Genomic DNA, 13,746 nt, shown 5'->3' with positions numbered 1-13,746 from the left:
GCCATGAACGCTTTTCTACTGTGAATTTATACAGAGTAATTGATGAGGGGATTATAGCAATGCTGTCAGCGATGCCAACTGCGAAATCTCAATATGCGGTAACAGGCGGGCATCACGGATGTGCATCAGGTTACCTTCACGCAGGTTTATCCAGCACGCCTGCATCCCGCAGGCTACGGAACCCGCGACGTCAGTAGTGAGATCGTCACCCACGTGCAGGATGTTTTCCAGCGGTATGCCGAGTTTGTTCGACGCCTTTTTATACATGTCGGCATATGGCTTTGCCCGGCCATGATCGCCAGCACGCAAAGTGAACTGGAAATATTGCGCCAGACCACAGGCATGCGGATCAGCATTGCCGTTGGTGACGGCCACCAGCGGCCAGCGTTCGGCGAGGGCGGCCAGCGCATTATGATTTTCTTCCGGCACATAAATCTTACTGCGCCAGTAGACGAAGGTTTCCATAGCGGCCTTCGTGCCCTGCTTTGCATCACTCTCACTCAGCCCGGCGCGGGTCATGGCCAGCAATACTGCCTGACGCCGCCACTCGGTCACGTCGTGATAAATTTCCGCATCTTCTGCCAGCAATTCGGCGCGCATCAGGCGGATGGCATCCGGTGACATCTCCGCCAGCGCCGGGTGGAAACCCTGAATAAACTTCAGCGTTTCGGAATCGGTACGGCGGATGACGTCATAATTGTCATACAGCGTGTCATCTAAATCGAAAGTGATCGCTTCAATGCGTTTCAGCGGACGATAGAACTTCATCAGGATTTGCCTCGTTTTGCGCGGGGATGGGCGGCATCGTACACCGTCGCCAAATGTTGAAAGTCGAGGTGGGTATAGATTTGGGTGGTGGACAAATTGGCGTGACCCAGCAACTCCTGAACCGCGCGCAGATCGCCACTCGACTCCAGAACGTGTGTCGCAAAGGAGTGCCGCAATTTATGTGGATTGATATGGCTGTTCACACCCTGTTTTACGCCCCACTCGGCAAAGCGTTTTTGTACGTTGCGCGCGGAAATGCGCTTGCCCTGACTGGATAAAAACATCGCATCGTCCTGCGGGCCAAACAGCGGTCGTCGCTCCAGCCAGTGTTCCAGCCAGGTCACTGCGGTGCGGCCAATCGGCACCTGACGCTCTTTGCTGCCTTTACCCATGACGCGGACTTCGCCAGAAGCCATATCGACATGTTTACAATCGATACCGACCAGTTCAGATAAACGAATGCCAGCGCCGTACATCACTTCCAGCATCGCACGATCGCGCACAGAAAGCGGATCGTCGAGATTGATTTCCAGCAGTTTATTCACTTCATCGACGTCAAGATTCTTTGGTAAATGCTTCGGCGAACGCGGCGTGGATATGCCTTTGGCAGGATTGGCGCTCAGGACGCCCTGACGCACCAGCCAGTCGAGGAAACTGCGCAGTGAAGACATGCGCAGCGCCAGACTCGCCGGACCTAAGCCCGCGCGTTTGCTGCGCGCAAGAAGCATGCGGACTTTCGGCGCATCGAGCTGTTGCCAGTGGGAAATACCGATTTCAGCGGCCATCGCAATCAGTGCGTCAAGCTGGCGACTGTAGTTGGTCGAAGTCAGCGGACTGAGCTGACGCTCGACGTGCAGATAACGCAGAAACGCCTCGACTGCGGGATACAGGGGCGATTCAGTATGCGTCATACCCGTTCTATCCAGCGTTCCAGTAAACCGGGTAGCATTTTTGCCAGCTGATCGAGTAACACGGTACCCATTCCAGACTGATAGTGCTGCGGGTCGCGGCTGCTGAAAATTAACACGCCCAGTTCACCCTGCTCACCCATAAGCGATAGCGCGACAGAACCGACGGCTTTCGCCTGCGGCAATAGCAGCAGTAATTCAGGGCCGTTCAGGCTGCCCAGATAATGCGGGGTTTCGCCCAAACGCTGAATACGCATGGCTTCAAACGCGCTGCGGCTGACCGCCAGATGGGTGAAATCCGACGGCGCGCCGATGCGCCAGCTTTCACTGAACAGGCGCACATTCGCCCCTGCCAGACCAAGGCTGCGCGCCCAGCGTTGCAGGCGATTGAGCATATCCTGCAAACCACTGGCGGCAGCGAGCGTCGCCTGAAGTTCGATCATGCGTCCAAACAGGGATTCGTTAATCGACGCCTGTTCCATCAGCAGCGTAATTTCTTCTTCAAGCTGAGCAATCTGATGACGCTGACGCCCGAGTTGCCATTCAACCAGCGAAGTGCTGCCTTTCACCGGATGCGGTACGTGCAGTTGCTCGACGCTGCGGGCATTGCGAATAAAGAAATCCGGATTTTGTAGCAGATACTGCATCACGCTGTCGTCGTCGAGTGCTATCACCGGGTCAATCTGGTCATCAAGATTGTTCATAGATGAATAAATCCGTCATAAACATGAGTGGCGGGTCCGGTCATAAACAGCGGATGACCTGGCCCTTGCCAGCGAATTTCGAGGCTGCCTCCCGGCAGTTCCACCTGTACTTCTTCTGCGAGTAAACCTTGCTGAATGCCAATCGCCACCGCCGCACACGCGCCGCTTCCGCACGCCTGTGTTTCGCCTGCACCACGCTCATAAACGCGTAACTTGACGCTATCTGGGCTGACTATCTGCATAAACCCGACGTTCACCCGCTCCGGGAAACGTTCATGGCTTTCGAGAATCGGTCCGAGAATGTCAACTTCGGCAGTCAGCACGTCTTCAACCTGCAACACGCAATGCGGATTGCCCATTGAGACCACACCGCAAAATACTGTGCGCTCTTCGGCGCGCAGAATATAGGTCTTTTCCGGTTTCGCGGCACGGAAAGGCACCTGCTGCGGTTCAAAGACCGGCTCGCCCATATTCACCTGTACATCTTCATCTTCGGTGACCGTCAGCGTCATGCGGCCTGTCTGCGTGCTGACGCGGATATCGCGTTTGTTCGTCAGCCCTTTGATACGGACAAAACGGGCGAAACAGCGCGCGCCGTTGCCGCACTGCGCCACTTCACTGCCGTCGGCGTTGAAGATGCGGTAATGAAAGTCTAACTCAGGATCGTAAGGTGGCTCTACCACCAGCAGCTGGTCAAAACCCACGCCACGATGGCGATCGGACAAACGGCGGATCAATTCAGGAGAGAAATAGACATTTTGAGTAACGGCGTCAACAACCATAAAGTCGTTGCCCAGACCGTGCATTTTGGAGAACTGCATAACTGACTCCGTTTACCGCTGGTCAAATCCAGTCGCGATGATCCCTCAATGATACGGACCCGGCAAAACCCTCCTGCCGGAACCTCAGCCCGGGGGCTGATTAATCTCTGGAATTCGTCGAGAGATCTTCTGGTGATATACCTTTTTGCTGCGATGAACCGTCGTTAGTTGTGCCCGGCACCTGACTGGTTTTCTGCGTGGAAGATTTGTCCGCAGGCGGGAAATACAACGGCCCTTTCAGTCCGCAACCGGAGAGAGAAAATAATATCGTCGCGGCCAAAGACCAGCGTAAAGCGTTTTTCATTTTATGAATGCCTGTAATTCATGCGACCAAGCTCTCTATAATCGCAGGTGGATCATGAAAAGCAACAGGAATCGATAAAACCCGCAGGCACATTTTCAGGAGTGAAAGGGAAGGAAAGCCAGATAATCTGCCGCGCGAAGGCGATGCAGAACCTTTTTCTAATGGAGCTGGAATTGCTGTTTCAGCCGGGAAGGTTCGATCTCGCTTTCGGGTAGCGTGGCGCAGACGGCAGATAACGCATTGCTGCGAAAAGGGATCACCTGAATACGATCATCAAGCGATACAATCTGGTAGAACTGCGGCAGGTTGAAGTTGATGAAGCTTGAGCCGTAGGTGAAGCGGTCATGCGAGGAAGAATAGAAGCGGCTGACGTCGCGCACCAGATCCTCTTTACTGCCTTCGCAATGGTGGTACACCTCAACGCGGTTCGACTCATCGAGAATATAGATGTTAAAACCGATTTCATCCGCGCTGTCTTCAAAGAAGAACTGAATAATCCCTTCGCTGGCGTAGCCGTCAATCACCGCAGGCAGGTGCGCCTGATCGGTCTGCAATTTCACCGACAAACCGTGCAGTTTATTATTGGAAATTGCGCCGTAGAATTCGATAGCATTTTCCAGCTTTTGCACCGATACGCTCAGGCGTTCGAAGAACAGACCCCAGGTTTGTCCGGCAACGCGCACTGCTTTGAAACGACCCGGTTCGAGACGTTTACTCGACAGACGCAGCTCGATGCACTCCGTCACCAGCTGCTGAATACGCGTGCGGATAAGGCCGCGCAAATGCTGGCTGTAACAGAATACCTCCACCGACTCCGGCGGCGCGGCGTCCTGATGCATTTTACCCAGAATGGTTTTCAGTGCTTCCAGCACCGCCTGCTCACCGCTGAAATGCAGCGTACGCACTTCGTTCCACGAGTTGCGATATAGCAGATCGATACTGCCGACCATGCATTCCTGATTCTGCCCGAAGCTGAACACATCCAGCTTACGGAAATCAAAATGCACCACCTGATTACGGAAGGCGGCGGTCGGATCATGTTCGAGGTTGACGATAATCGCCAGATGACGGATCTCACACGGGCTATACAATGCTTTCGGCGTCGGCGCGGCTAAACGCAGCGGGAAGTTGTGCGAGACATCCGCGACCAGTTCGCGCAGTTTGGCGATATCGCACAGGCCGCCACTTTTAATGTGCAGGCGCGTGGTGGAGGTCAGCAAACCGTTGAAATACGCCCACGCCACCAGTTTATTGAGGTAGCGGTTATATTCCAGTGGCTGATGGCTGACGATCGATTCCATCGACGGTGACTGATTATACAAATACCAGCCGGTGCGGTTGGCACGACCAATCGGCACATGAATAAAGGTTAAGTCGTTCTCTGACAGATCAGGCGAGATCTGCGGGTTCACGAGTGTGACTTTGCCCGGCAGCGCTTCAAAAGCGGCGTACAACTTACGGGTCAGCACGCCGATATCCTGCGGGCTGGCGCTGACACTTAAATTGTTGCGACGGGCAAAGCGGATCAGGTTGCGATAGCTTTGCATCATGGCATCGAGCAGTTCGTTATGCGCTTCGCGCACGCGCTCAATTTTCCAGTTTGCACGGTTATCAAGCATCACCAGACGCTCTTCGTCCCAGCCCCATTCGGCTACCAGCTGACTAAGAATTTCACGACGCCAGCCGACTGAGGCACGGGCGCGGGAGAGTTTTTCGCAGACTTTGAGGTAGAAACAGCGGCGGACTAAATCAAGGCGGGTGGTATCTTCAATTTGGGTCAGGTAGCGGGTCACGCGGTCGAGCATCATACAATAGGAGTCCAGACCGAAGTTAACGATCTCGCCCTGATGCAAACGCTGTTTAATGTCCATCGCCAGTAACTGCGTTTTTGGATATTCCCATGAATAGGCTTCCAGCAGCAGTGTTTTGAGCACTGCTTTATATGGCGAGTCGATACTTTTATACAACTGCCACAGGCTGGCGCCGAAATACTCTTCCGCCGACAGCGTACTAAGCCCGCCGAGATCGAGCCATTCGTTTGGCGTCAGCGCGCCCTGGGCATACAAAGAAAGCACATATTCGTCGTAATGCGCTTCTTCTTCGCCCGGCACCATATTCCACAGAATACGCTTGCCGCCCATACGCACGGCTGTACGGTAGAATTCGTCGAGCAATAAGATGTACTGCGTGGATCCGCAATCTTCTCCGCCCAGACTGCCACTTTCGTTGTGACGGAAACGGTTTTCGTCGATGAGGAAGAAGCTGACCTCCACGCCCAGCGAGGCGGCCCATTTTTCCAACAGACTACATTTTTGCTGCAGGCGATTGCGCTCTTCATTATCAAGCCAGGATTGATGACATACCCAGATATCCAGATCCGAACTCTGGCTTTGGCCGATTGACGAAGTGCTGCCCATCGAATAGACGCCGGTGATCGGCAATTCGCCTTTAGCCGTTGGCTCAAGTGCGCTGCCCCATTTGTCTTCGAGGTCGGTCAGATAGGTTTTTTGCGATTCATCAGGCGTGAAGAGGCAGATACCATGCGGAACCTTACCTTCAAGGTATCCCGGTATCAGAGGGTGATGATGATGTAAAAAGACGGGAAGCAACGTGTAGACCTGTTGAAACGCAGGACCCATTGCCGCCAGTGCACGATCGACTCGTAACTGGTTGATCGCATCCAATCTTTGCTTCAGTGTCTCGATGTAGAGGTACAAGACGTTTCGCCTGATTATACAGTGTCTGGAAAGAACCCCGTTCCAAATCCGCCATTTATCGTGATGCTTATGCTTTGAACAACCGCGATTGTGCAAATAGTTGACGAATTATTGCTGGAAACGTGATCAATTTAACACCTTGCTGATTGACCGTAAAGAAAGTAACGCACCACAATTACTCTTCCGCTTCTCTCGATTTTACCGTTTGCTGTCAAACAGAACAAATCTCCTTTACGCCCGTAACCCTTCTTTTGCGAATGGCTTCTTACGCTGACAGCTTTCTATTGTCAGTGGTAGGATGGTCGCAGAGACAGATAAACGGTAACAAACATGTTAGACAAAATCATTCGAATTGCCACCCGCCAGAGCCCGCTGGCTCTGTGGCAGGCACAATATGTTCAAAGCCAGTTAATGGCTTGTCACCCCGGTTTGCAGGTCCAACTGGTTCCGATGGTCACCAAGGGCGATATCATTTTAGATACCCCGCTGGCCAAAGTCGGTGGCAAAGGGTTATTTGTGAAAGAACTTGAGCTGGCGATGCTTGATGGTCGCGCGGATATCGCCGTGCATTCTATGAAAGATGTGCCGGTCGAATTCCCGGAAGGTTTGGGTCTGGTGACGATTTGTGAGCGCGAAGACCCGCGCGACGCGTTCGTCTCCAATCGTTACGCCTCTCTGGCCGAACTACCGCACGGCAGTGTGGTGGGTACATCCAGCCTGCGCCGCCAGTGCCAGTTGCGTCAGCAACGACCTGATCTGCAAATCCGCGATCTGCGCGGCAACGTCGGCACGCGTTTATCCAAACTGGATAACGGTGACTACGATGCAATTATTCTGGCGGTCGCTGGCCTGAAACGTCTGGGGCTCGACAGCCGCATCCGTGCAGCGCTAACCCCGGAAGAGTGCCTGCCCGCGGTCGGGCAAGGTGCCGTCGGCATCGAATGTCGTCTCGACGATCATCACACCCGCGAATTACTCGCCCCGCTGGCGCACCGTGAAACCACACTGCGCGTTAAGGCGGAACGGGCCATGAACATGCGCCTCGAAGGCGGATGTCAGGTGCCAATAGGTAGTTACGCTGAACTTGAAGGCGACCAGCTGTGGCTGCGTGCGCTGGTTGGCGCACCGGACGGCAGTCAGATGGTGTGCGGTGAACGCCGTGGTCCTGCGGCCAGTGCTGAAAGCATGGGCATCAGTCTGGCTGATGAGTTACTGGCAAACGGTGCGCGTGAAATTCTGCAAGAGGTCTATCAGGGGAACGCACCAAAATGACCATTCTGGTTACCCGTCCTTCTCCGGCAGGAGAAACGCTGGTCAGCCGGCTGCGCGCTCTGGGTCGGGTTGCCTTCCATTCCCCGCTGATTGAATTTGCACCGGGGAACCAACTCGCTATGCTGCCGAACCTGCTATCCTCTTTAGATCAGCAGGATCTGGTGTTCATGCTGTCACAACATGCTGTGAACTACGCCGATCGCGCATTACGTCAGTCCGCCACACGCTGGCCAGGCAACGTGAATTATTACGCGATTGGCCGCACCACCGGCCTGTTGTTTCATCGTGCAAGCAGTCTGCCGGTTCTCTATCCACAGGATGGCGAAACCAGCGAGATGTTGCTGAATCTTCCGTCTTTGCTGCGTATTCAGGGCAAGAAAGCACTTATTTTACGCGGCAACGGCGGACGCGAAAAGCTGGCGGAAACGCTGACTGAACGCGGCGTCGAAGTGTCTTACTGCGAATGTTATCAGCGCAGCCCGATCCATTACGACGCCAGCGAGCAAAGTGCCGTATGGCAACGTGCCGGTGTGGATACGCTGGTCGTGACCAGCGGTGAAATGCTACAACAGTTGTATACGTTAGTTCCTGATTACTACCGACATTCATGGTTACTGCGCTGTAGCCTGGTGGTGGTCAGCGAACGTTTGGCAACCCTCGCCCGCCAGCTTGGCTGGAGCGCTATTCGGGTTGCCGAGAATGCAGACAATGATGCGCTGATTCGCGCATTACAATTACCTGACTAAGGGAAGTGCCAAAATGACGGAACAAAAAAATCCTTCCGCTCCGGATGATGAAATTGTTATCGCCCCGGCGGTTGAGAGCCCCCAGCCAGATGCTTTTGAACGGGATCAGGAGCTGAAAACGCTGCGTAAAAAACAGCGCACCGCGCCCGTCTTAGGCGCTATCGCCATTGTGTTAGTGATCGCGCTCGGCGCGGGTCTTTACTATCACGGTCACCAGCAGGCGCTGGCTCAGGCCGCCTCCGATGAATCGCTTTCTGAACAACTCGACAGCCTGCAAAAAAGTCAGCAACAGGATAAACAGCAAATCGCTACCCTGTTGGCTCAGCAGGAGAAAACCCAGCAGGCTGCCGATCGCCAGCAGGCATCGTTTGGGCGTCAGCTCAACGAACTGCAGGATAAAGTTGCCAGTATTTCCGGCAGCGATGCCAAAACGTGGTTACTGGCTCAGGCCGATTATCTGGTGAAACTGGCTGGTCGCAAACTGTGGAGCGATCAGGATGTGACCACCGCTGCGGCACTGCTGAAAAGCGCCGATGCAAGTCTGGCGGACATGAATGATCCAAGCCTGATCGAAGTGCGACGCGCGCTCAATGAAGACGTGAGCAGTCTGTCTGCAGTAACGCAGGTCGATTTCGACGGTATCATTCTCAAGCTGAATCAGCTGTCAAATCAGGTGGATAACCTGCGCCTGGCCGATAACGATACCGACGACTCACCGATGGACAGCGACAGCACCAGCCTGTCTGGCTCACTGACCGAATGGCGGCAGAACCTGACTAAAAGCTGGCATAACTTTATGGATGATTTCATCACCATCCGCCGCCGTGATTCGACAGCAGAACCGCTGCTTGCACCGAATCAGGATGTTTATCTGCGCGAGAATATCCGCTCCCGACTGCTGATCGCCGCGCAGGCCGTTCCGCGTCATCAGGATGAAGTGTACAAACAATCGCTGGAAAGCGTATCCACCTGGGTTCGTGCCTACTTCGATACGACCGATCCCTCGACCAAAGCGTTCCTGGAAGAACTGGATAATCTCAGCCAGCAATCCATTTCGATGGACGTGCCGGATCAGCTGAAAAGCCAGCCGATGCTGGAAAAACTGATGCAAACCCGCGTGCGTAATCTGCTTCAGCAGCCCGCCGCCGCAACGCAGGGGGAATAACACATGTTACGAGTTTTCGTGGTATTCCTGATTGTGTTTGCCGGGATTATCGTCGGCCCGATGCTGGCCGGCCATCAGGGCTATGTTCTGATTCAAACCGACAACTACAACATCGAGACCAGCGTGACCGGCTTAGCGATTATGCTGATCGTGCTGATTCTGGTGCTGTTTTTCATCGAATGGATCCTGCGCCGCGTTCTGCGTACCGGCGCGCGTACCCGTGGCTGGTTTGCCGGGCGTAAAAGCTCCAAAGCACGTAAGCAGACCAAAGAGGCGATGCTAAAGCTGGCAGAAGGCGATCATCGTAAGATGGAAAAACTGCTGGCGCGCAACGCCGACCACGCCGATCAGCCGGTGGTGAACTACCTGCTGGCAGCGGAAGCGGCTCAGCAACGTGGCGACACCATCCGTACCAATCAGTATCTGGAGCGCGCGGCTGAAATCGCCGATACCGACCAGATGCCGGTGGATATCACCCGCGTACGCATCCAGCTGGCGCAGGGCGAAATACACGCCGCCCGTCACGGCGTAGATCGTTTACTCGGCCAGTCGCCGCGTCATCCGGAAATTCTACGTCTGGCAGAGCAGGCTTATCTGCGCACCGGCGCGTACGGCTCACTGCTGGAAATTCTGCCGTCCATGGCGAAAGCAGACATCCATACTGATGATGAAATCCGCGTTCTGCAGGAACAGGCTTACATTGGCATGATGAATCAGCTGATGGCAGAAGAAGGCAGCGATGGGCTGAAACGCTGGTGGAAAGATCAGAATCGTAAAACCCGCCATGAAGTGGCATTGCAGGTAGCGATGGCCACGCATCTGATTGAATGTAACGATCAGGATCTGGCTCAGGAAGTGATCCTCGACGGGCTGAAACGCCAGTACGATGATCGTCTGGTCGCATTGATGCCAAAGCTGCGTTCAGGGGATCCCGAACAGCTGGAAAAAACGCTGCGTCAGCTGATCAAGCAAAACGGCACAACGCCGCTGCTGAGTAGTACGCTCGGTCAGTTGCTGATGAAGCACGGCGAATGGATGCAGGCAAGTGAAGCCTTCCGTGAAGCGCTTAAACAGCGTCCTGACGCGTATGACTATGCGTGGCTGGCTGATGCGTTAGATAAACTGCACAAACCGGCAGAAGCGGCGGAAATGCGCCGTGAAGGGCTGATGTTAACGCTGAACAACTCGCAGCAGCCGTAAAGGCAGCAACGCGCTATCAGAAAGGCTCCTTCGGGAGCCTTTTTTACGTCCTCGAAACTTATACGCCAAATCATTTGAGTCGCAGGAAGGCGGCAAACCCAGAAATCCCGATGAGCTGACATGAGTCAGTGATTCGGGTGACTCAGCGCAGCCAACACATTTGCGGCTCAAAGGATGACGGGTATGGGCAAAAAAAAACACCTGCACAATGTCAGGTGTCTAAAACAATCAGGTCTAGGACAACAGTCAGTGCCTCACTCAACGTTTTGCCATCTGCATGATAGCGCCGGAGCGTTATCGGTCAGGGTGACAATAGGCACTATAAATTGGCTCTGCATCATTCCCAGGTTTATGAAGCCGGAGCAAACATAATGGGTGGAATGAGCATCTACGGCGGGAATATTGCAGGACGCGTGCCACTCTGGCAATACCTGACATCAAATATTTTATCTTAATGATAATAAAGACTTTTATTATTCAGCGCTGACATGAGCATTTTTCAGCCCCCCGCGGATCCCCTGCCAAAGCCAAAGTTCTGTCTCCTGAGAGCGACAGTAGAGCGAGGAGTTGAATTATTAGATATATATCAAAAAGATAAGTGTCTCAAGACAGAGACACTGTTAAGTGCGAATGTCGTGATAAGGAAACAATCCCTTCGGCAAAACTCGAAGGGAATTGAGGAAATTGCGCCATAAACGACAGGCGAAAAAAAACCTGCTTTAAAAAAAGCAGGTTTTTTCGAATTGGTCGGCGAGAGAGGATTACTGGCATCTTCGATGCCCGCCCTGCGGGCCGTTGCTAAAGCAACGTTGTCTCGCTTCGCTCGGCTCAAACCTCCTTCGGAGGTTCTCATCCTCATAAACGACAGGCGAAAAAAAACCTGCTTTAAAAAAGCAGGTTTTTTCGAATTGGTCGGCGAGAGAGGATTCGAACCTCCGACCCACTGGTCCCAAACCAGTTGCGCTACCAAGCTGCGCTACTCGCCGATGTCGTGCATCTTACTACTTCTTGACGCTAACTGCATCATTTAAATGCTTTTTGTGTGTGGTGCGAAGGGAGGGACTCGAACCCTCACATCCAAAGGACACTAACACCTGAAGCTAGCGCGTCTACCAATTCCGCCACCATCGCATGTCACAATCACAAAATCATTTAAAAAATTTGGGGTGGCTAATGGGGCTCGAACCCACGACAACTGGAATCACAATCCAGGGCTCTACCAACTGAGCTATAGCCACCATTTCAAACTCTTCTACATCGTGGACTGTTCAACTTCAAAAAGACCACCGCAACTCTAGCGCAAACTTAATGGTGCGCCCGACAGGATTCGAACCTGAGACCTCTGCCTCCGGAGGGCAGCGCTCTATCCAGCTGAGCTACGGGCGCTTAGCGCCGTTGCGGGTGGGGATACTACGGTTTTAACGACTAGCTGTCTAGTGCTTTTTATCAGAAATATTGCGTTTGATTACGCTTTGTCCAATACGCACTAAAAGTAAGCGCCTTACCTTCCCCACCCATGACTTACGACGTTATTTTGCCTTTTCCGCCGTCAGCGCAGCACGCTTATGCATGCCAAGTCCGAAGTATATCAGGGACACTCCCGCGATGAAAATACCCCCTACCAGCAGAGAAACGCGCGTATCAGGGTTAATTGCCATACCCACCAGCACGCAGGCGAGGAAAATCAGCGTCAGGTAGTTGGTATAAGGGAACAGAATTGATTTGAACGGATGGTTTTTCAGTTTCTCTTTATGCGCTTCACGAAAACGCAGCTGGCTGATGAGCACCACAAACCACGGTACCATGCCCGGCAGAACGCTGGCGCTGTAAACATAAACGAAGACTTTCTCGGGATTCGGGATCAGGTAGTTCAGACATGAACCGACCAGCAGGCACAAAATGGTGATCGCAATGCCATACACCGGTACACCACTTTTTGAGACATTGCTCAAAAATGCGGGTAACTGGCGATTCTTAGACAACGCGTAGAGCATGCGCCCGCAGCTGTACATGCCGCTGTTACAACCGGAAAGCGCCGCCGTCAGCACCACAAAGTTGATGATGCCGGCCGCCGAGGCGATGCCAATCTTCGCAAACGTCAGCACGAACGGGCTGCCGTGCGTCCCCATTTCATTCCACGGGAAGATCGTGATGATGACAAAAATCGCGCCCACGTAAAAAATCAGGATACGCCACAGGATATTATTGATGGCACGCTTGAGTGTCACCTGTGGGTTTTTCGCTTCACCGGCGGTGATGCCCACCAGTTCGACGCCCTGATAAGACGCAACGACGATACACAGCGCAAACAGGAACCCTTTCCAGCCACCGGCGAAGAAACCGCCGTGTGCGGTCAGATTAGCAAAGCCGACCGGTTCACCGTGATTACCAAAACCAAAGAAGATAACGGCCAGGCCAACCACAATCATCACAATGATGGTGGTGATTTTGATTAGCGCAAACCAGAACTCCATCTCACCGTAAAGTTTCACGGCGGCCAGATTGGCGGCAGCGACAATCGCCACGGCCATCAGCGCCGGGATCCACTGTGGTAATTCAGGGAACCAGTACTGCGCGTATACTCCGATGGCGGTGATTTCTGAGATCCCCACCGCTATCCACATAAACCAGTAGCTCCACGCCGTCAGATAGCCATAGTACGGCCCGAGGTATTTGTGCGCATAAACCGCAAATGAACCGGCCACCGGCTCCAGATGCAACATCTCGCCCATCGAGCGCATAATAAAGAAGACGAAAATCCCCGCCAGAATATACGCCAGCAGCACCGAAGGTCCCGCCCACTTCAGCGTACTCGCCGCGCCCATAAATAGCCCGACACCAATAGTGCCGCCCAGCGCGATAAGCTCAATATGCCGGGCTTCCAGCCCGCGGTGTAGCCCACCTTTCTCTTCTTGATTCGCCATAGATCCTCAATTTCTCAGTGTTGGTGTTTGCCTTCCGGAATGACCGGAATGTTATTTTTATTGTGAGATCCCCCGCAGACGGCGGAAAAACGGCGTAATGGTTTCGTATTTTCAAACCAGTTGCAAACCACAATTGAGAAAGATACGCATTGATAGGCAAGACAGACTGCAAATTGCACTGAGGAGAAGAGAGAAATGAGAGGTAACGCGCCGCCCT

The 13,746-nt window shown here is 53.5% G+C and carries 11 protein-coding genes, 4 tRNA genes and 1 other RNA gene; 4 read left to right on the top strand and 12 right to left on the bottom strand.

Annotated features, from left to right (window positions below; translation table 11 throughout):
* Nucleotides 1-51 precede the first annotated feature (51 nt).
* The 6 genes from yigB to GE278_01125 all read right to left on the bottom strand — a co-directional run bounded on the left by yigB (nt 52) and on the right by GE278_01125 (nt 6,222).
* Nucleotides 52-768 carry a 5-amino-6-(5-phospho-D-ribitylamino)uracil phosphatase YigB gene (gene yigB / locus GE278_01150; protein QLK59464.1) on the bottom strand — a complete coding sequence of 239 codons (717 nt, stop codon included), beginning with the start codon at nt 766-768 and terminating at the stop codon, nt 52-54.
* A complete protein-coding gene (gene xerC / locus GE278_01145) occupies nt 768-1,679 on the bottom strand; it encodes a tyrosine recombinase XerC (protein ID QLK59463.1) in 912 nt (303 codons plus the stop codon). The genes yigB and xerC overlap by 1 nt, the downstream gene beginning before the upstream one ends.
* Entirely contained in the window at nt 1,676-2,380 is a 705-nt protein-coding gene (locus tag GE278_01140; protein ID QLK59462.1) for a DUF484 family protein, read from the bottom strand. The genes xerC and GE278_01140 overlap by 4 nt, the downstream gene beginning before the upstream one ends.
* A complete protein-coding gene (dapF, locus tag GE278_01135) occupies nt 2,377-3,201 on the bottom strand; it encodes a diaminopimelate epimerase (GenBank protein ID QLK59461.1) in 825 nt (274 codons plus the stop codon). Before dapF ends, GE278_01140 begins: the two co-directional genes overlap by 4 nt.
* A 100-nt stretch (nt 3,202-3,301) precedes the next feature.
* A complete protein-coding gene (locus GE278_01130) occupies nt 3,302-3,505 on the bottom strand; it encodes a hypothetical protein (GenBank protein ID QLK59460.1) in 204 nt (67 codons plus the stop codon).
* Between the two features lie 158 nt (nt 3,506-3,663).
* A complete protein-coding gene (locus GE278_01125) occupies nt 3,664-6,222 on the bottom strand; it encodes a class I adenylate cyclase (GenBank protein QLK59459.1) in 2,559 nt (852 codons plus the stop codon).
* Between the two features lie 330 nt (nt 6,223-6,552).
* On the opposite strand from GE278_01125, the gene hemC reads away from it, so the two are divergent.
* The 4 genes from hemC to hemY are packed head-to-tail and all read left to right on the top strand — an operon-like array spanning nt 6,553 to nt 10,605.
* Nucleotides 6,553-7,494: a hydroxymethylbilane synthase gene (gene hemC, locus GE278_01120; protein QLK59458.1), complete on the top strand. Its 942-nt coding sequence runs from the start codon at nt 6,553-6,555 to the stop codon at nt 7,492-7,494.
* Nucleotides 7,491-8,240 (top strand): uroporphyrinogen-III synthase, encoded by a 750-nt coding sequence (gene hemD / locus GE278_01115; GenBank protein QLK59457.1) that lies wholly within the window; start codon nt 7,491-7,493, stop codon nt 8,238-8,240. Before hemC ends, hemD begins: the two co-directional genes overlap by 4 nt.
* A gap of 13 nt (nt 8,241-8,253) precedes the next feature.
* A complete protein-coding gene (gene hemX / locus GE278_01110; GenBank protein ID QLK59456.1) occupies nt 8,254-9,405 on the top strand; it encodes a uroporphyrinogen-III C-methyltransferase in 1,152 nt (383 codons plus the stop codon).
* Nucleotides 9,406-9,408: 3 nt separating this feature from the next.
* A complete protein-coding gene (gene hemY, locus GE278_01105) occupies nt 9,409-10,605 on the top strand; it encodes a protoheme IX biogenesis protein HemY (GenBank protein ID QLK59455.1) in 1,197 nt (398 codons plus the stop codon).
* A 744-nt stretch (nt 10,606-11,349) separates the two neighbouring features.
* On the opposite strand, the gene GE278_01100 is transcribed toward hemY, so the two are convergent.
* The 6 genes from GE278_01100 to GE278_01075 form a co-directional block, all read right to left on the bottom strand.
* Nucleotides 11,350-11,478, bottom strand: a non-coding RNA gene (locus GE278_01100) — RtT sRNA.
* Between the two features lie 36 nt (nt 11,479-11,514).
* Nucleotides 11,515-11,591, bottom strand: a tRNA-Pro gene (locus GE278_01095).
* 59 nt (nt 11,592-11,650) lie between these two features.
* Nucleotides 11,651-11,736, bottom strand: a tRNA-Leu gene (locus GE278_01090).
* A gap of 31 nt (nt 11,737-11,767) precedes the next feature.
* Nucleotides 11,768-11,843 (bottom strand) — tRNA-His (locus GE278_01085).
* A gap of 71 nt (nt 11,844-11,914) precedes the next feature.
* Nucleotides 11,915-11,991, bottom strand: a tRNA-Arg gene (locus GE278_01080).
* A gap of 143 nt (nt 11,992-12,134) precedes the next feature.
* A complete protein-coding gene (locus tag GE278_01075) occupies nt 12,135-13,529 on the bottom strand; it encodes an amino acid permease (protein QLK59454.1) in 1,395 nt (464 codons plus the stop codon).
* Between the last annotated feature and the right edge of the window lie 217 nt (nt 13,530-13,746).

This window comes from Enterobacteriaceae bacterium Kacie_13, assembly GCA_013457415.1.
In the GTDB taxonomy this organism is placed as follows: Bacteria; Pseudomonadota; Gammaproteobacteria; order Enterobacterales; family Enterobacteriaceae; genus Rahnella.
Note: the sequence above shows the minus strand (reverse complement) of the source record. Positions and strands in the feature narration are given on the sequence as shown.

Excerpts from the sequence above, each read along its gene's own strand:
- hemX (QLK59456.1), top strand. The coding sequence starts at position 8,254 with ATGACGGAACAAAAAAATCCTTCCGCTCCGGATGATGAAATTGTTATC.
- GE278_01140 (QLK59462.1), bottom strand. The coding sequence starts at position 2,380 with ATGAACAATCTTGATGACCAGATTGACCCGGTGATAGCACTCGACGAC.
- dapF (QLK59461.1), bottom strand. The coding sequence starts at position 3,201 with ATGCAGTTCTCCAAAATGCACGGTCTGGGCAACGACTTTATGGTTGTT.
- hemC (QLK59458.1), top strand. The coding sequence starts at position 6,553 with ATGTTAGACAAAATCATTCGAATTGCCACCCGCCAGAGCCCGCTGGCT.
- hemD (QLK59457.1), top strand. The coding sequence starts at position 7,491 with ATGACCATTCTGGTTACCCGTCCTTCTCCGGCAGGAGAAACGCTGGTC.
- xerC (QLK59463.1), bottom strand. The coding sequence starts at position 1,679 with ATGACGCATACTGAATCGCCCCTGTATCCCGCAGTCGAGGCGTTTCTG.
- GE278_01130 (QLK59460.1), bottom strand. The coding sequence starts at position 3,505 with ATGAAAAACGCTTTACGCTGGTCTTTGGCCGCGACGATATTATTTTCT.
- yigB (QLK59464.1), bottom strand. The coding sequence starts at position 768 with ATGAAGTTCTATCGTCCGCTGAAACGCATTGAAGCGATCACTTTCGAT.
- hemY (QLK59455.1), top strand. The coding sequence starts at position 9,409 with ATGTTACGAGTTTTCGTGGTATTCCTGATTGTGTTTGCCGGGATTATC.
- GE278_01075 (QLK59454.1), bottom strand. The coding sequence starts at position 13,529 with ATGGCGAATCAAGAAGAGAAAGGTGGGCTACACCGCGGGCTGGAAGCC.